Consider the following 17,881-nt stretch of genomic DNA (forward strand, 5'->3'; position numbering starts at 1 on the left):
AAACAAAGCATACACTTCATCGAAGCTTGCCGTCATAATAACGGCTGAGCAATGACATGAGAACATTGCCCCTCCCATGGGGAGCCCATCAAAATAGCTGCCACTAACCACATGACAAAATCGACATCTTAATCAAAATCGAGGCTTTCAATGCTAATAGATACTGAAATTACAATTCAACACAAAATTTAATTCAAAATCACTAGCGTATGAATACATATATTGATTTTTACAAAAAACAATATTTTTCGTGGCTACTCTTTTAGGGTGATTGTTAATCTATGGCTCCATTATATCTGTCTGAAACCAGTTCAACCCATTCTCTTCCCCTGCGCCATGCTGATTTCCCCAGTCTGGTCGAAGCATTAAATTACGCAGCCCAGGGAAATACCGGAATGAATTTTTACGACCGACGAAATCAGCTCTTAGCTGTACTGGAATATCGTTCACTAAAGCAGCGTGCTATTGCAGGAGCGCGACGCCTGTTATCACTCAATCTTAATCGGGGCGACCGCGTGGCACTGATTGCTGAGACGGAGGTAGGCTTTGTCGAGGCTTTCTTTGCCTGCCAGTATGCAGGGCTGGTTGCCGTACCGCTGGCGGTCCCAATGGGAATGGGTCAGCGTCATTCTTATATTACGAAACTCCACGCGCTATTAATCAACTGTCAGCCTGTTGCTATTATAAGTAATGAAGAGTGGTTGCCCCTGATTCGCCCGGCCTGCACGGATGCGATGACCATTCATATTCTTAGCAATACTGACTTTCAGGAGTTGCCGGAGAAAGAGGTCGAATTACCCCTGCCATCACCCAATGATATTGCCTATCTCCAGTACACATCGGGCAGTACGCGCTTTCCACGTGGTGTGATGATTACCCACCGCGCGGCTATGTCTAATCTGCAGGTGATAAGCCGTAACGGTATCAACGCACGGGTGGGCGACCGTTGTATTTCCTGGCTACCGTTTTATCACGATATGGGGCTGGTGGGCTTCCTGTTGACGCCAGTAGCAACCCAGCTATCCGTCGATTATTTACGCACTCAGGACTTCGCCATGCGTCCGATGCAGTGGTTAAAATTAATCACGAAAAATCGTTGCAGTATTTCTGTCGCACCCCCCTTCGGCTATGACTTGTGCTTGCGCCGATGTAATGATAAAGAATTAGCCGGAATTGACCTCGCCAGTTGGCGTATCGCCGGTGTCGGCGCTGAACCTATTTCCGCTGAGCAACTGACTCTGTTTGCTCAACACTTCAGTCAAGTTAATTTTAATAGCAAGGCATTTATGCCTTGTTATGGATTGGCGGAAAATACACTGGCAGTCTGCTTCGTGGAAGAGAACTCAGGCCTGCTGATTGACAAGGTTGACCGTAGCATTCTTGAATATCAGAATAAAGCAGTGCCACCAGGCCCGCACACTCAATCAACCACGGCCTTTGTTAATTGTGGCAAAGCCCTGCCGCATCACCGCATCGAGATTCGTAGCGACACGGGCATTCCGTTATCTGAGCGTGAAGTCGGAAATATTTTTATTTCAGGCCCCAGTTTAATGAGCGGCTACTTTCAGGATGCCACATCGCAACAGGAGATCCAGTCTAAAGGATGGATGGATACGGGTGATTTAGGCTATTTGCTCAATGGTTGCCTGTTTGTCACCGGGCGTAAGAAAGACCTGATGATTATCCGGGGCCGTAATATATGGCCTCAGGATATTGAATATATTGCCGAGCTGGAGCCAGAAATTCATTCCGGTGATGCAATAGCCTTCGTTACCGCTCACGATCAGAATGCACGGATCATTTTGCAAATCCAGTGCAGGGTCAGTTCCGAAGAGCGTCGGGCGCAAATCATCCATACGTTAACATCGCATATTCACAGCGAATTTGGCGTTACTGTCGGGATTGAACTGCTGCCACCGCATAGTCTCCCGCGCACCTCTTCAGGTAAACCGGCCCGTGCGGAGGCGAAGAAACGCTATCTTAACGCGCGGAATGACGCCATCAACACGCATGCAAAGCTGGCAGGTTGACCGCCATGCCCGTCACGATCGCCCTCACCGGCATGACAGGCTTTATCGGCAGGCATATTGCTGAGAATTTGCTGGCGCGGGGTTATGCCGTGCGGGCGCTCACCCGCAGCAAAGCTGATAAAACATCAGTGAACAATCTGACGTGGATAACAGGCGATCTGGATAACCCCGATGCGCTCTCTGAATTAGTTTACGGTGCTGAGAGCGTGGTGCATTGTGCGGGCCAGGTTCGTGGGCACAAAGAAGCGATCTTTACTCACTGTAATGTCACCGGCAGTCTGCAACTGCTACAGGCGGCTAAAAAAAGTGGCCACATTAAGCGTTTCTTATTTATGTCTTCTCTGGCTGCCCGCCACCCTGGTTTGTCATGGTATGCCCATTCCAAATATGTTGCAGAACAGCAGTTAACTGCCCGAGCGGCGGATATGACCCTCGGAATATTTCGCCCAACGGCGGTGTACGGCCCCGGCGACAAAGAACTCAAACCGCTGTTCACCTGGCTTTTGCGTGGCGTGCTTCCCCGGATGGGAGCATCAGATGCCCGGCTGTCTTTCATCCACGTCAGCGATTTAGCAGAGGCCGTTGGGCAATGGCTAGTCGCCGAACCACAGCCGACTCTTCCCTATGAGCTCTGTGATGGTAATTCCTATAGCTGGCAGCGATTACAACAGATTGGTGAGAACGTGCGTAATGGAAGAGTGCGCTTAATCACAGTTCCTTTCCCTGTGCTCAACCTTATGGCTGATATCAGCCAGGTGTCGAGCAGACTTTCTGGAAAAGAACCGATGCTGACGCGCAGCAAAATTCATGAATTAACCCATCCGGATTGGTCTGCAAGTCATCTCAGTTTGTCCCGACATATTCACTGGAGCCCGATGATAAGTTTGATTCATGCCCTGCGTGAAGGACTCTTTTAATCATCAGATAAGAAGGAATTTAAATTTCTATGATAAATCATGATGCTGTAATGAATTATATTATTCAATGTTTGCAGAATATGGTCGCCAGTGACGTGGAGATACATCCTGACAGCAATCTCATTGATGAACTGGGCCTGGAGTCCATCAAGGTCATGGATCTGTTAATGATGTTAGAAGACAGATTTGATATTCCCATTCCGATAAATATTTTGCTGGATGTCAGAACACCCGAACAGCTGCGGGATGCATTACTTCCTCACCTGGAGAAAACGTATGGGCCTTTATGACAAATTTGCACCCAATATAAACTATCGGGAACACGTCCAGGCATCCGGGTTATGTCCTTTCGGCACCTGTATTGATGAAATCTATTCAGCGACGGAAGGACGCATTGGCCATCAAAAGATTATTCTGGCGGGGACCAATAACTATCTGGGCCTGACATTTAATCCTCAGGCGATCGCGAGCGGTCAGGCAGCATTAGCCGCTCAGGGAACAGGCACCACCGGCTCACGTATGGCGAATGGGAGTTACGGAACGCATCTGGCTTTAGAACACGATTTGGCCACTTTTTTTAACCGGCCGACGGCCATTGTCTTCTCTACTGGTTATACCGCTAATTTAGGTGTTATCAGCACCCTTGCCGATCACGATGCCGTTGTGTTACTGGATGCAGACTGCCACGCCAGCATCTATGATGCGTGCACCCTGGGAGGCGCGGACATCATTCGCTTCCGTCACAATGATGCCCGGGATCTGGAACGCCGCATGCTGCGTCTTGGCGCGCGCGCGCGCGAAGCCATCATTATTGTTGAAGGCATTTACAGCATGTTGGGTGATGTGGCTCCGTTGGTTGACATTGCTGATGTTAAACGCCGTCTTGGGGGGTATCTGATCGTCGATGAAGCGCACTCCTTTGGCGTGATGGGCCACTCGGGCCGGGGTCTGGCTGAAGCACTCGGCGTTGAGCAGGATGTTGATATCATTACCGGCACATTCAGCAAAAGTCTGGCTTCCGTTGGTGGCTTTGCCGTCGGTCCGCTGGCCATGGAGGCACTGCGCTACAGCAGTCGCCCTTACATCTTCACCGCCTCCCCCTCGCCCTCCACGATAGCCTCTGTTCGCTCCTCTTTAAGGACCATTTCACAGCATCCGGAGCTGCGTGAAACACTCTGGGATAATGCGCGTCGGCTCTATCAGGGGCTGAAAAAATGGGGTTACACGCTTGGCCCCAACATCAGCCCGGTGGTCCCGGTGGTGATGGAGTCGAAAGAAGAAGGTCTGCGTTTCTGGCGCGATCTGATAGAAAAGCATGTCTATGTCAACCTGGTGTTACCCCCCGCCACTCCTGCGGGTCAAACGCTACTGCGCTGCAGTGTCAGCGCGGCCCACAGTAAAGCACAAATCGATACCATCATTCAGGCATTCGCCGATCTAAAGCGCTAGTACGCCCTTGCCCTGCGGCTAATGCCGTTGATCAAAGCGATATACCAGCAACAGGGCGAGGATCAACAGCAATACAGGCGGTGCCACTGTCGTTAGCGGTGCATTCAGTGAGAGTAATATCCCTAAGTTGATGATGATTTGATCGGTGATCCAGGCCAGTAGCCCCACAATAACACCGGTGGCTAAACGGCTTCCCAAGCCTGGCGAGCGAGGGAGGCTAAAGGTGAAGGGGATCGCCAGTAATATCATGGCAAGCGTTAAAATAGGCCTTCCCAGTTTCTGCCACAGGGCAATAGCAAATTCCTGACTGGGCTGATGCGTATCTTGCAGGTAGCGAATATAACGACAGAGCTGTCTGATGGAGAAGCTGTTAGCGGGCATAGTCAGTTCAGTCAGGCTGATATCAGAAAAAAGAGAGGCCCAGGGCAGCGTATCCAGCCTGCTAACCTCTTCTTTTCCGTGCCGCCATTTCTTTTGATAAACATCATGCAGAATCCATATTCCATTATCCAGAATGGTGGCGTGTTCGGCATAAATGTAGGATTGCAGCGAGAGATCTTTCTGGTAGGAAAATATTTCAACGCCCAGCGGTTGATGATGTTTATCCAGATTTTTTACCGTAGCAAACTCATCATTGCGCCTGGCCCACAGCCTGTTTTGGGTATTATCGCTATTCGCCCCCAGGGAAATAGCGCTGCTTTTCAGTTGAATTGCGCGTTGCTGTAAGGGCGAGGCCCCCCATTCATCAACTGTGCTGAGAGCCAGGGTCAAAATCAATCCGGCACACACCATTGCCATGGCGATGTTAAAGATGGAAAAACCCACCGTTCGCATCGCCGTTAACTCCAGGTTTTTAGAAAGCAGTCCTAATCCTACGATCCCACCGAGCAGCGCAATAAATGGCCCCATATCAATCAGGCTTCTGGGCAGAGTCATCAGCACCACCAGAATGGCCTGAGTCCAGTGGTATCCCCCCGGAGTGACATCATCCAGCTCACTAATCAGGTTAAACGTAGTAAAAAGCGGAATGAGCAATCCTGCTGCAGCCGCAAATCCGGTGAAGACATGACGCAGTAAATAACGGCTGAAGAGTGTCATCGCAAAAATTTTTGCCATAACGAAAAGTCACGCGCCATCAGTATCACGACGCCAGCCAGCATCAGTAAGGACAAAAACCAGACGCCCGGAATAACAGGAAAGGCGCTATTGGCTACCAGTGTGCGGCACAGATTGCCGCCATAAAAAATAAGGGTAAATACGAGGGTTAAGGGCAGTAATGTGGTAAAACGCCCCTGCCGTGGCTTGATACGGCTTAACGAAATCGCCAATAACGTCATCAATATCGTATTGAGCCCTCGGCTTTCTCGCCATTGTCGTTCGGCGATATCAGCCGGAGCGGTCGAGCGCGATAATGTCGTGATTGATGCCGACTTACGCTTCATCAATGTCGTTGGCTGGATCGCTTTAAGGTGCAGATGCTGATCCTGATAACGCATTTCCTGGTCCCCCCATCCCCGATGATCCAGCACATAAGACGTTCCTGTGTGCAGCAGGACAGAGGGCGATGAAGACTGCGTACCCAGCACTGTGACCTTTCTTGCCCGGTATATATGGCTCTTGTTATCGGATGAGGTATAAATCAGCGCATCGGTTAATACGTTGTTCGCCGCGTCAACCGTTGAAGCGACCACCATCCGCCCATCGTCATTCACATTAAATTTATTGGCTATCAGATGATTCACGTTCATTTCAGACTGCGAGCGCTGTTCTAACTGATAAATCTGTCCGTAAGCCCAGGGTCTGGCGTACAACGAGAGAAGCATGACCCCTATTCCGAAAGGAATGGCAAGCCATAGCACGGCTTTATAAATGCTTATCGGGCTGGCCCCCGCAGCGTGCATCGCAGTGATCTCTGAGTCATTGTAGAGTTGGCCCAGAGCGACCCCAACGGCAACATAGAGCCCCACCGGGATCAGCATTTCGAGTGAAATAAGTACTTTATAAAAGACAATATCGAGCACCACCCCCAGCGATAATGTGCCATTAGCGGCTTCGGTCAGATAGCGCTGAGCTGAATAACTGGCAAAGATAACTATCAGAAAACCGACAAGGGTCAGCACTAACCGTTGGGTCTGAGTCACAATATAACGCTCGATCACGTCCATAGATGATGAAAATCCCACATTCACTGGCTCAGATAGCCTGACGGGCAATCTTAACCAGGACAGACACTTTATTTTGGTGAGTCCGCGTTACGAGGTTTCTCATCCAGCAGATTCAGCACGTTTTTGAGCACCTGACAGACTTCCTCCGGCGTCAAAGCCCCCTCTTTCGCCCACTGAATACGTCCGGCATTATCCAGCACTAAAATGGTTGAACTCTCTTCCTCAAGTTGCCAGGATTTGCGGCCAATACCGTGGCTGTCGATAATAAATTGTGCCCAGGGGTAGCGTTTTTTATTTTTCTCGATTTTTTTCCGCACGAAAAATTGGGTGCCCGGGATCTCGTCGTCGGTGTTAACAAGGGTTGTCGGCTGAAAACGATCGGCAGGGAAATTCGCATTCTTGATCGCACTAATCAGCAATGAATTCTTCTTCTTCGCCGAAGTACGCCCGGCAATATACTGAACGACACGGACTTTCCCTGCCAGCTCTGAACTCCGCCAGGGTTGATAACGTAAGCGATTGTCATTCAATAACAGCTCTCCCCGATCCCTGATAACTATCGGAGCAACCCGCTCACCGATAATAAAGTTATGTGCCGATCCTGCCAACGGCCACAACAGCAGTGCCATAGACATCAGTCTGCATAATCTCATCGCGCTTCCTTTTTTGCGCCTGTTCCTGTTCAGCGCTCTCTGAGCACTGTCTTCTTATAATGGATACCGTGTGAGCAGTAGCTCCAGACGCTGGCGCAGATGAATATCCAGCTGAGCGAGTTCGTCGTAGCGTCTTCTCCCTGACAAATTATCAGCGACCATTTCATCATGCTTATCGCCCATCACCCCATTAATAGCGGCTAAGAAGCGTGAGATCTGATGGAAATCCTGGTTGCCCGGGTCGATAGATCTTAACGTGTCATAATAAGATACCTGCTGGCTGACAATTTTACGCACAGCGTGAAACTCTCGCCCTGTCAGCGCGGTTTTAGCGATTAAAACCTGTAGTTTTCTTATCTGTTTTTTCCGGTAGGCAATAAAATGACTGGCCGAATCTAATGGCATATCACGCAGGGAAAAGTAAACCCAGTTCCAGATCGGTTTACTCAGATAAAAACACAGTATTCCGGCATAAAATTTTACCGCTCTTATATTACTGTTACGAAATGCATCCTGAAGTTTCCCGAGCAGGACCGTTGTCTTACTGAACCAGAGTCTGGATAGATGTTTTTTACTATAGAGTCTCTGCGCGAAGCGTAAATGTTTATAGCGGGATCGAATGTATTTAAACTGCATCCTGGCACTATCAGACAATGTGTCCCCCCTCAATAATTCACGAACTAAATTCAATAGTTCATGACGATCAACTCCCTCTTCCCAATACTGCAGGCACAAAGCATAGTTTTCACGCAGGCTATCCTGTGTGCATTGCACGTCGATCCGCGGGGGAAGACTGACATTTTCATCCACAAGATCATCTTCATTGATTGCAGAAAAGAGCAGCTGTAGGGTTTCAGGTGAAAATGTCTTCACTACGTATCCATTCGTCATTGATGACTCTCCTTTGGTTCCCTAAAAATCAATACATGGCGGTGCCGCCAGGTATATAAAACAGGGATAAATGACAACATAACGTCCAGACATTGTCCGCCCAGATAGGCAAACGCGGCACCCGACACGCCGAATAAATGAGAAAATACGATTAAGAGAATGATATACGCAGCGGATGCTACCGTTTGAGCCACTAAAAACGCGCGTTGTTTTCCCGCCATAAATAGCAATGACTCCTGGGGAAAACCTATCATAGAAACGATAATCGCGCAGAGCATCACCCGGATTAAGTCATATGCCATCAGGTAGCTTTGTCCGAAAAAAAGAGAAATTACCGGCTTACCGACAACCACCACCACCAGCGCAACGAGTATGCCAACTCCCCCCGCTAAACAAGCCGACTTAAGGCCCAATAACCACGGTCTTTTCGTTCGTGGGTCCAGGCGCATAATTTCAGGATAAAAACTTTTTTCCAGCAATTTAGCCGGCGATCCAGCAGCAGCAAAAAACGTCATCGCAATCTTGAATAACCCGGCCGCTGAAGGTCCTAACATAATCCCCACTAACACCGCACTACCTGAATTCCGCGCAGCCCAAACAGAGTGAGCAATGTTGGTTATCCACACAAAATTCCATGCACCTTTGATTTTACGTGCCGTGCCAAATAGCCCTGGTCGTAATGCATGATGAATATCCCTGCGGCGTAACTCCCGCCAGGCAAACCACCAATAGAGTGAACCACCGATCATATTGGAGGCATACCAGGTGATGATAAACCCCGCGAAACCAAACTCACTGAAGTAACAGAGCACACTCCCCGCGGCACGAAGAAAGGGTCGTGTGGCTTGCTGAATTGCGATCAGATCGAAACGGTTTACGGCCCGCAAGATCCCCGTCGGGGTCGCTGCCACCAGCGAGGGGATCAGCGTGCAGTAAAACATGGCAAGCCAGAAACTATCGGAATCAAGCCCCAATGAGTGAGAAAGTAATGGCAGCAGTAACATCCCCACAATGACGGCCACAGCACCGCTGGCGATATCTAATCCAAAAGAAAAGGAAATAACATCACGAAATTTTTCCAGGTTCTTACTGGCTAATGCCGGCGTACCATATTGCACCACCAATTGCCACGTCTGGAATTTTACAAAATCACTTATCGCTTTTGCATAGGATTCAATGACAACAAGCACCCCAAACATCTCTGGTGAAAGGCCTTTTCCCGCGCAAGACAGTGCCAGTAGTCCCAGTAAAGCACTGACAACCTGACTGGAACCTAAATACGCGGCGTTACGAATAATCGTACGAAAAACACCATCGGAGAACCCATGCTTCATCGGTTAACACCTGCCAAATTCCATTTCAACCAGAGAAAACGCGACATTCACAGCATCGGTTTTCTAGCCGAAGAGATCTCAGCTACAGACAATACGGCATTCAATGCCTTATCCAGAACGTCGCCATAGGGTGCTCTTGCGTCCAGCTCAACGATGGTCGCATCGTTGTAATGAATCCTTTCCATGACGGCGATCTTATCCCTTAGCTCATCGTAATCATGATCCGGCTTGCGCGAAAAAGCGGTATCGATATCAATGCCGAGACGGATAACTAACGCAGGACGATATAACGCCATTTGCTGATATAACCGTTTTTCGCGTTTTGCTAAATACGTCAAAAACCAGCCAGTCACGCGCTCCACGCCAATGCCGGGTCCATCATAGTGAAAACCTGAAATTTCGGCCTGCGGATAACGGTCGCTAATCACCCATACGCCGCGCTGTGACAGATGCAGTACGCGACGCAATTTAGCCCTGCGACGTAACGAGAATAAATACATAATGAATGCAACCCATAAAGCAGGGGAATGGGTACTCATGTTTTGATTCTTTGAAGATCGCGTCGCCAGATAGCGTTCAAGCCATATGCCAATAAAGGGCACGCGTTTAATTTTATCGCCATCTTCCCCGGATACCAACCCCAAATAACGGCGTTCCGTCACGCGGTATTGATTCAACATCTTTACCAAATCGAGAGTCAGTGTCGACTTTCCCGTTCCGTCACATCCCACCACGGCGATAAGACCAGGAATAACACGCGAACGGGAGGGATTATGTTCATTCACTTTATTTCCTCGCCTTATCATCAATGATAATCTCAATCACAGGCCTGATCGTGCGATAGTGGAATATAAGCATTAATCACACGTAACGATGCTGTAAACACATCATCTTTCGGATGACGGGCATTTAAATCACAGATAGCCGCACCATTAAAATTAAGATGAGGGATGACCTCAATCTTTTCGCGCAGCGCTTGCAATGTGTGATCGGGCTTACGTAAGTGCGCCGTATCTGCATCAATATTCAGTCTGATTAACAACATGGGTGGATAGGAGGCCATCCATTGATACATTTTTTTTTCACGTTTTCTGAGTGTGTTTACCCACCAGTTTCCCCCCGCAGTTTTAGCCAACTGAGGACCATCAAAACGAAAACCTGCGACTTCTGCCTGAGGATAGCGATCCGTCACCAGCACGCGTCCTTGCTCACTTCTGGCCAGCATTCGCTTGAATTTATACGCACGCCAACAGGAAAGCAGATAGATCACCAGCGCAGTGAACGCGCCCGGTGGCGCGGAAGAACGCTGATGCACCTGGATGGCCTTTGCCCGTAAGTAGCGACTTAAAGGCGCGCCAATCAGAGGAAGGCCGCTGATCCATTCCCCGATACGCCCCGATGACTGCCCGAGATAAAGTAACTCTGTCGGTTCTGATAGGGAGAGATAAGCGACCAGACGAGATGCCAACGTTGATTTACCTGAACCATCGCACCCAATAATAGCAATAACTCGCAATGGCGTAGAATAAGTTAAACGATTTGTCTGTTTTCGCACAAATAGCCCAATATTAATAAATGTTGCATTAATATTAAGTCATCTCATCTGCGAAAATATTTGCTCTGCGTGCCATAAGAAATATCATTTGTGAATTCATGTGTTTTCTCAAATGAAGAAACCTTGATGAACTGGAAATAAAAGCGTATTTTCCACGAAGAAATAAAGGAGAAAAGTCATCGAATGAAAATCAAATCACCCCCACTGATTGCGGTTATTGGCAGTGATGGTTCAGGAAAGTCGACTGTCTGTAAACATCTTATTCATTATGTAAAAAAATACGGTCCGGCAATACACATTCATCTTGGGAAACAATCCGGAAACGTAGGCCGTGCCCTCACCCAGTTGCCTCTGTTAGGGAATTCACTGGGCAAGTCGATTAAGCGCCATAATACTGTCAACCCCACAACGCTTCCCGGTTTGCTGCCGTCCCTGGTCATTATATGTTTCGTCCTGCGCCGTTTGTTGCGTTTCCGGCATATGCTGGCTTCTCGTCGCCGTGGAATGATGGTATTAACCGACCGTTTTCCCCAGGTACAAATCCCCGGAACTTATGATGGCCCGGTATTCCCGGTTAATGCGCCCGGCAGTCGCTTTGTTTCCTGGCTGGCGACTCTCGAACGTAAAGCGTTTTACTGGATGACGGCACAGAAACCAGACTTAGTGATAAAGCTGAATGTTGATTTGGATGTCGCCTGTGCTCGCAAACCGGACCATCTTGCTGAATCACTGGCAAAAAAGATTGCCATTACCCCTTTGCTGACCTTCGAAGGTGCCCACATTGTTGATATTGATGCAAACCAATCACTGGAAGAGGTCCTTATTGTTGCCGAAAAAGCCGTATCTGATTTTATGGAAGCGCACGGCTATCCTTTAAGCGAATAACAAGACGTCTTAAGTCATACACCCCCGATAGTGACCGTCAGGAATGACGGTTCCCCTCGTGTTCCACCCTACAATTCAGACTATTCCCACTTTTCCGCACACCGCAGAAATGTATCATTTATGCATAAATACATTTATAACCCTATGATAAATAACATATAGCATTTTTTGCTCAAGCAAATAGCGAATGAAAATTCACTATTTCTGTACAAACTAATCATAGATGTATAACTTTATTGCGGAAATTTTGACTATATTGATTTACGACTGAGGGACATTGTTATGCGTCAGGACGGTTCCAACCCGAAGATTGAAAATGACATCAGCCGTTATTTTAGCGAAGTAACGATGCCTTCTCAGCAGGAAACGCTTGGCCAGATTGTGGTTGAGATCCTGCGTTCAGGGCGTCAACTTAACCGGAAGGCTATTTGTTCAAAGCTGCTGACGCGCCTTGAGCTGGCATCAGGACCGGAGCAGGAACGGCACTATCAAGAACTGATCGGCCTGTTGTTTGGCCGCGGGGACTGAGTTTCAAAGCAGTATGTTTGCGGATTAACGACATTGACGTACGCGTTAGGTTACAACTCAGTCCGACCATCTGACCGTCCCGGTCGCCAGCGTTAAGCAGGCATGGCATTAACGGGATGCAGGTTTCTGCGGGTATGTACGCTATGCCCGTATCACTGATTCAGAGAAGTTGGTATGTACAGAAACGAAGACGAAGAAGAGTTACTCTCCGATATTATTTTGGGTGAAGCGGTGATGGTTCTGTTGAAAGCCGATGCCGCCATCAGCAGTGCAGCCCTGGTTCGCCAGTTACAAATGATGGCTGCCGCAGAGCAAGATACATCGCGGCAACGCGCCTGCCGGCGGGCGATTGCGGAGGTCCGGGATCACCAGGCTCCGGTTCGTGACAGCGATACGCAAGAGATTCGCGATCGCGACAATGTCACACACCTGTTTACCAGTGAAGGCCCGGCTGACGGCACCAAAAAACACTGAGCGTTTCCACTTTAACTTTATTGATAAGGCGAACAGCATGGAGCACATGCAGCAGATATCCCCTGAATCCGAAATCCTGTCTTACTTTCAGGGGGGCGGTGAAAAGTATTCACACGAAGTGCAGGTTCTGGGTGCTGTGATTAAGGAGCTCTCCGCTGAGGGCACGCACGTCAGCAATAAAGCCATGATCCTGAAACTGATTGAGAAGCTGGAGACCACCACCGATGTAATCCAGCTGGATGTCTATCGTCAGGTGCTGGAAGTGGTGGTAGGCATGACGCCTGACGATGCGTAACTGCGTTGTTATTAATGAGGGTTATCAATGGAAGCTTTCCAGCAGATAACGAAATGCCTGTCGATAGATGCCCTGAGTGTGGGCATCATTTGCTCTGGTGCTGTGAGCCTGGAGCATAATTAATACGCTCTTCTTATCCAGAGGCTGGTTGGCCGCAATCAGTTCTGAGACTGCCCTGCCAATAACTGCATAAATTTCTTTTGGATAGTCCTTATTATTACCGTGCACATGCACCCCTTGTCTGGCTGTATGTACTTACATATTATCATTTCACCTTAAATAATGCACATGCTGCACTAAACACCCCGCTACAATATGCTCATCGCCATAACAAAAAAGATTAAAAAATTGATTTTCAACGATTTATTATTAACTTTCACGAAGGATAAATTCACAACCCCTTTCGCTAACTACTGAATGGCAATAACAACAATAAAAATCAAGCCTGACTTAATCTTTTCAGAATATTCCGTTTCTTCTCATATTTTTAAATGTAAACGCGCAAAATCGCCAAACCCTTCTATAATTAAAACGTTCGAATGAGAAAGATATCTATAAGGAAATCCCAAATGAAAGTCACACTGTTTAAAGCGACCTTTATCGCAGCGTCTCTGTTCATGCTTGCTGGCTGTGCTTCAAATCAGTCCATTCAAACCACCGACGGTAAAACGATCGTCACCGATGGTAAACCGCAGGTCGATGATGAAACCGGACTGGTCTCCTATAAGAATGCCGAAACGGGTAAGACTGAACAGATTAATCGTGAGCAGATTAAAAACATGAGTGAACTAGATAACTAAATAACAGGAGTTCAGATGAAAAAGATCATGGCACTTTCTCTCGCAGCTTTGTTTTGTGTGACCGCGCTGTCTGGCTGCACCCGCAGCAGTTATGCCATTCATACTAACGATGGCAGAACGATTATCAGTGACGGCAAACCGAAAGAAGACGCCAAAACGGGTCTGATTGCTTACACCGATGCTAACGGCACTGAACAACAGATTAATAAAGGTGACGTTAAAGAGCTCAGTGAGCTGCCGAAATAATCGTTACAGCCCCTCACGGGGCTTTTTACTGCCTGCTTTTTACCTGCTGCCATTGCTCCCTCCTCCTCTACCTGAAAAACTCGCCCGGACCGCTGATTTTGTGATGTAAAATCATCATGCCTCATAGCGTCCCGCGCTATATTAGCCAGAGATAACGCTGGTTCCCTTCTTTCAGGAGTCTCCATGAGCGACCCGCTGCAGCCGCCTGTTGTGCGCAAGCGTCCGATGAAACTGAGTACGTCCGTCAGCCTGATGGTCAGCGCCGTGATTGCAACGGTGCTGCTAATTGTTCATCTGTTCTATTTTTTCCAGATAAGCCATGTGACCCAGGAGAGCGTCAAAGATAAGGCGCTGGCGGTCGCTCGCACCCTGGCGGACTCCCCTGAGATCCAGCGCGCGCTGCTGCTTCCTCCTGACAGCGGCGTGATTCAGCCGATTGCCAGCGCTGTGCAGGAAAGCAACGACCTGCTGTTTGTGGTGGTGACCAATATGGACGGCATTCGTTATTCCCACCCAAAAGCAGAACTGATTAACCAGCATTTCATCGGTGAGGACATTATTCCGGCCCTGCAAGGGCGCGAAAACATGGCGATCAACCACGGTAAGCTGGCGGAAGCACTGCGGCTGTTCACCCCCGTTTACGACAGTCAGCATAAGCAGATTGGCGTGGTCGCTATCGGCATTTCGTTAAGCGAAGTGGCCTTACAGATCAGCCAGAGCCGCTGGAATATCATCTGGGCCGCGCTGTGCGGCATGCTGGTCGGTGCCATCGGCACGTTTCTGCTGGTGAGGGCCGCGAAGCGTATCCTGTTCGGGCTGGAGCCGTATGAGATTTCAACGCTGTTTGAACAACGTCAGGCGATGCTGCAATCCATGAAAGAAGGGGTGATCGCCGTTGATGATCATATGCAGGTGACGCTGATTAACCGTGCCGCACGGCAGTTGCTGCGTGAAACCGACCGTCAGCAGGCGGTGAACATCGACGTCGGCGAAATGGTGGCCGCCTCAGGCCCGCTGATCTCCAACCTGCGCGATGTGCTGAACAACGGCGTGCCACTGCGCGATGAGGAGATCAATTTTAAAGGCCGCATCTTACTCTGCAATACCATGCCGGTGCGCAGCAACGGCGTGATCATCGGTGCCATTTGTACGTTCAGGGATAAAACAGAAATCAGCCAGCTAATGCAGCGGCTGGATGGCATGGTGAGCTATGTAGATGCCCTGCGCGAACGCTCCCACGAATTTATGAACAAACTGCATGTGATCCTCGGTCTGTTGCATATGAAAAGTTACGGCAAAGTAGAGGATTATATTCTTAAAACGGCTAATAATTATCAGACAGAGATCGGTTCTCTGTTAGGAAAAATCAAGTCACCGGTTATTGCCGGGTTCCTGTTAAGTAAAATGAATCGCGCCTCGGACACAGGCAACCACCTGCTGATCAGCGATGACTGTATGCTGCCGGACAGCGGTAGCGAACAGCAGGTTGCCGCGCTGATCACCGTGCTGGGTAACCTGATTGATAATGCACTGGATGCCCTTGGCCCCAGCGCTGAGGGCGAGGTGAGTGTATTGCTGCACTACCAGAAGGGTTTCCTGGCCTGCGAAGTCAGCGATGACGGCCCCGGCATTGCGGCCAGCCAGTTAGAGGCGATTTTTGAGAAGGGTTTTTCTTCCAAAGGCGATGAACGGGGCGTCGGGCTGTTTCTGGTAAAACAACAAACTGAAAGCCTTGGCGGGAAAATTATTGTAGAGTCCGAACCTGGCGTTTATACGCAATTTTTTGTACAACTGCCCTGGGATGGAGAGAGTAAAAACGCATGATCAATGTTTTAGTCGTCGATGATGATGCGATGGTCGCAGAACTGAACCGCTGCTATGTCGCCCAACTGCCAGGATTTGCCTGCTGCGCCGTTGCCTCAACCTTACAGCAGGCGAAAGATCTGGTGCTGAACAGCGAACTGGCGGTCGACCTGATCCTGCTGGATGTGTATATGCAGCAGGATAACGGGCTGGATCTTCTGCCTGCGCTACGCGAAGCAAAGCGTCCGGTGGATGTGATTGTGATCTCTTCCGCCGCCGATGCCGCTACGATCAAACAGTCTCTGCATTATGGCGTGGTCGACTATCTGATTAAGCCGTTCCAGTTCTCGCGTTTTGAAGAAGCGCTGACCGGCTGGAAACAGAAAAAAACCATGATGGATAATCATCAGTTCTATGAACAGGCGGATGTCGATCAGTTGATTCACGGTAATCATCCGGCAGTTGAGGATAATAAACGCCTGCCAAAGGGGTTAACGCCACAGACGTTACGCACTCTGTGCCTGTGGATTGACGCCCATCCGAATGAGGAATTTTCCACGGACGATCTCGCTGCGGCAGTCAATATCTCGCGCGTATCCTGCCGTAAATACCTCATCTGGCTGGCGCACAGCAATATTCTGTTCACCAGCATCCACTATGGTGCCACCGGTCGTCCGGTTTATCGTTACCGCCTCCAGCCAGAGCATACCGCCCTGCTTAAACAGTATTGTCAGTAACCCGGTAGCTGTCGTCCAGTAGCGTGAAGCGGTACTTATGCTGTGAAGAACAGATTACCTGACCGTCCCGGGTGACAAAAATAGCCTCGATCTGCGGCATCTCTCGCAAGCAGACGAGGCTTTTTTCTACCCCAAGTCCATACAGCAATGTGGTCCAGATATCCCCGTCGATGGAATCATCGGAAATAATCGTCACACTCAGCAACTCGTTATCCAGCGGGTAACCGGTACGCGGGTCAAGAATGTGATGATAGCAACGCCCTGCCAGCTCAAAATACCGCTCATACACCCCGGAAGTGACCACGGACTGGTGAGTGACGTGGATGACGCCAATCAGGGCATCAGGCCCGGAAAAAGGCTTTTTCAGGCCAATCCCCCATGCCTGCTGCGCCGGATGTCCCAGCGTCTGCACATTGCCCCCCAGATTGATCAACGCGTTCGTGACCTGCTGTTGATGCAGATAATCACGCACCACATCGGCAATGTAACCTTTCGCAATCGCACCGAGGTCGATCTCCATGCCTGCCTGTTGCAGGAACACGGACTGTGCCGCATCGTCGAGAATCACCTGGTGGGGATCGGTCAGGGCCAGCAGCGCCTGTAACTCGCTCTCAGGCGGCACCGTATTCCCCTGAAAGCCAATCTTCCAGCGTTTAACCAGCGGACCAATAGCGAAGTTGAAACTACTTCCTGCCTGCGTGCTGACCTCGCTGGCGCGTTTAATCAGTTGGTAGACCGGCGCGCTGACCACGACCGGATGCAGACCCGCCGCATGATTGATCGCCATCACTTCCGAGGGTGCACGGTTAACGGTAAACAGATTTTCCTGATGCTTGATCAGACGAAACACCCGCCCTGCGAGTGCCTCGTCATGTTCAAACAGTTTGAGGAGGATGGGCGATCCCATCAGAACAGCGGAGTAAGCGTAGGAACCTGCGGACATTGGGTCTCCCCCTGGTCAACGGGAGGGGCATGCCCGGCCCGGAGTCAATGGGAGGGGCATGCCCCTCCCCTACGATGTGATGCGTTCTGTCGGGGCCGGGTATGATCCTCCCCCAACGATGTGATGCGTTCTGTCGGGGCCGGGTATGAGCCTCCCCAACGATATAATGCGTCCTG

Annotated in this window: 21 protein-coding genes; 12 read left to right on the top strand and 9 right to left on the bottom strand. The window is 49.5% G+C overall.

Annotated features, from left to right (window positions below; all coding sequences use genetic code 11):
* The first annotated feature begins 281 nt into the window (after window positions 1-281).
* From FY046_RS14360 to spt, 4 genes are read left to right on the top strand one after another with little or no spacing between them, the layout of a single operon-like run.
* The gene (locus FY046_RS14360; RefSeq protein WP_446186190.1) at window positions 282-2,030 is read left to right on the top strand and encodes a fatty acyl-AMP ligase; all 1,749 of its coding nucleotides are present in this window, start codon (window positions 282-284) and stop codon (window positions 2,028-2,030) included.
* A 5-nt stretch (window positions 2,031-2,035) separates the two neighbouring features.
* Window positions 2,036-2,947, top strand: a complete 912-nt coding sequence (locus FY046_RS14365) for an NAD-dependent epimerase/dehydratase family protein (protein ID WP_133843447.1) — start codon at window positions 2,036-2,038, stop codon at window positions 2,945-2,947.
* A 29-nt stretch (window positions 2,948-2,976) separates the two neighbouring features.
* Window positions 2,977-3,237 (top strand): acyl carrier protein, encoded by a 261-nt coding sequence (locus FY046_RS14370; RefSeq protein WP_133843445.1) that lies wholly within the window; start codon window positions 2,977-2,979, stop codon window positions 3,235-3,237.
* The gene (gene spt / locus FY046_RS14375; protein ID WP_446186191.1) at window positions 3,224-4,396 is read left to right on the top strand and encodes a serine palmitoyltransferase; all 1,173 of its coding nucleotides are present in this window, start codon (window positions 3,224-3,226) and stop codon (window positions 4,394-4,396) included. The genes FY046_RS14370 and spt overlap by 14 nt, the downstream gene beginning before the upstream one ends.
* 18 nt (window positions 4,397-4,414) lie before the next feature.
* Here spt and lptG read toward each other — a convergent pair whose 3' ends face one another.
* The 7 genes from lptG to FY046_RS14410 form a co-directional block, all read right to left on the bottom strand.
* Entirely contained in the window at window positions 4,415-5,494 is a 1,080-nt protein-coding gene (lptG, locus tag FY046_RS14380; RefSeq protein WP_446186203.1) for an LPS export ABC transporter permease LptG, read from the bottom strand.
* Complete coding sequence (gene lptF, locus FY046_RS14385; protein ID WP_446186204.1) at window positions 5,491-6,561, bottom strand: LPS export ABC transporter permease LptF; 1,071 nt, start codon at window positions 6,559-6,561, stop codon at window positions 5,491-5,493. Before lptF ends, lptG begins: the two co-directional genes overlap by 4 nt.
* A 68-nt stretch (window positions 6,562-6,629) precedes the next feature.
* The gene (locus FY046_RS14390; RefSeq protein ID WP_133843438.1) at window positions 6,630-7,214 is read right to left on the bottom strand and encodes a YtfJ family protein; all 585 of its coding nucleotides are present in this window, start codon (window positions 7,212-7,214) and stop codon (window positions 6,630-6,632) included.
* Window positions 7,215-7,268: 54 nt separating this feature from the next.
* Entirely contained in the window at window positions 7,269-8,105 is an 837-nt protein-coding gene (locus FY046_RS14395) for a hypothetical protein (RefSeq protein WP_446186192.1), read from the bottom strand.
* A complete protein-coding gene (locus FY046_RS14400; protein WP_446186193.1) occupies window positions 8,102-9,439 on the bottom strand; it encodes a lipopolysaccharide biosynthesis protein in 1,338 nt (445 codons plus the stop codon). Before FY046_RS14400 ends, FY046_RS14395 begins: the two co-directional genes overlap by 4 nt.
* 47 nt (window positions 9,440-9,486) lie before the next feature.
* On the bottom strand, window positions 9,487-10,245 hold the full coding sequence (locus tag FY046_RS14405) for a hypothetical protein (RefSeq protein WP_212814443.1): 759 nt from the start codon (window positions 10,243-10,245) through the stop codon (window positions 9,487-9,489).
* 11 nt (window positions 10,246-10,256) lie between these two features.
* Entirely contained in the window at window positions 10,257-10,994 is a 738-nt protein-coding gene (locus tag FY046_RS14410; RefSeq protein ID WP_212814197.1) for a hypothetical protein, read from the bottom strand.
* 183 nt (window positions 10,995-11,177) lie between these two features.
* Between FY046_RS14410 and FY046_RS14415 the strand changes: the two genes are divergently transcribed.
* From FY046_RS14415 to FY046_RS14430, 4 genes are all read left to right on the top strand, one after another.
* Window positions 11,178-11,879, top strand: a complete 702-nt coding sequence (locus tag FY046_RS14415) for a dTMP kinase (protein WP_171148665.1) — start codon at window positions 11,178-11,180, stop codon at window positions 11,877-11,879.
* Window positions 11,880-12,161: 282 nt separating this feature from the next.
* The gene (ycgZ, locus tag FY046_RS14420; protein WP_159337266.1) at window positions 12,162-12,407 is read left to right on the top strand and encodes a regulatory protein YcgZ; all 246 of its coding nucleotides are present in this window, start codon (window positions 12,162-12,164) and stop codon (window positions 12,405-12,407) included.
* A gap of 174 nt (window positions 12,408-12,581) precedes the next feature.
* On the top strand, window positions 12,582-12,881 hold the full coding sequence (locus FY046_RS14425; protein WP_133843409.1) for a hypothetical protein: 300 nt from the start codon (window positions 12,582-12,584) through the stop codon (window positions 12,879-12,881).
* A gap of 46 nt (window positions 12,882-12,927) precedes the next feature.
* The gene (locus FY046_RS14430; RefSeq protein WP_167864566.1) at window positions 12,928-13,176 is read left to right on the top strand and encodes a biofilm/acid-resistance regulator YmgB/AriR; all 249 of its coding nucleotides are present in this window, start codon (window positions 12,928-12,930) and stop codon (window positions 13,174-13,176) included.
* 24 nt (window positions 13,177-13,200) lie between these two features.
* On the opposite strand, the gene FY046_RS14435 is transcribed toward FY046_RS14430, so the two are convergent.
* Complete coding sequence (locus tag FY046_RS14435; protein ID WP_212816041.1) at window positions 13,201-13,404, bottom strand: hypothetical protein; 204 nt, start codon at window positions 13,402-13,404, stop codon at window positions 13,201-13,203.
* Between the two features lie 341 nt (window positions 13,405-13,745).
* Between FY046_RS14435 and FY046_RS14440 the strand changes: the two genes are divergently transcribed.
* The 4 genes from FY046_RS14440 (at window position 13,746) to dcuR (ending at window position 16,762) form a co-directional block, all read left to right on the top strand.
* The gene (locus FY046_RS14440) at window positions 13,746-13,976 is read left to right on the top strand and encodes a YgdI/YgdR family lipoprotein (RefSeq protein WP_133843404.1); all 231 of its coding nucleotides are present in this window, start codon (window positions 13,746-13,748) and stop codon (window positions 13,974-13,976) included.
* A 15-nt stretch (window positions 13,977-13,991) separates the two neighbouring features.
* Complete coding sequence (locus FY046_RS14445; protein WP_133843402.1) at window positions 13,992-14,222, top strand: YgdI/YgdR family lipoprotein; 231 nt, start codon at window positions 13,992-13,994, stop codon at window positions 14,220-14,222.
* Between the two features lie 183 nt (window positions 14,223-14,405).
* Complete coding sequence (locus tag FY046_RS14450; RefSeq protein ID WP_133843400.1) at window positions 14,406-16,046, top strand: sensor histidine kinase; 1,641 nt, start codon at window positions 14,406-14,408, stop codon at window positions 16,044-16,046.
* A complete protein-coding gene (gene dcuR, locus FY046_RS14455; RefSeq protein ID WP_133843399.1) occupies window positions 16,043-16,762 on the top strand; it encodes a two-component system response regulator DcuR in 720 nt (239 codons plus the stop codon). Before FY046_RS14450 ends, dcuR begins: the two co-directional genes overlap by 4 nt.
* On the opposite strand, the gene FY046_RS14460 is transcribed toward dcuR, so the two are convergent.
* Window positions 16,743-17,705 carry an FAD:protein FMN transferase gene (locus FY046_RS14460; RefSeq protein ID WP_446186194.1) on the bottom strand — a complete coding sequence of 321 codons (963 nt, stop codon included), beginning with the start codon at window positions 17,703-17,705 and terminating at the stop codon, window positions 16,743-16,745. The genes dcuR and FY046_RS14460 overlap by 20 nt on opposite strands.
* Window positions 17,706-17,881 lie beyond the last annotated feature (176 nt).

This window comes from Erwinia sp. 1181_3 (genome assembly GCF_052824965.1).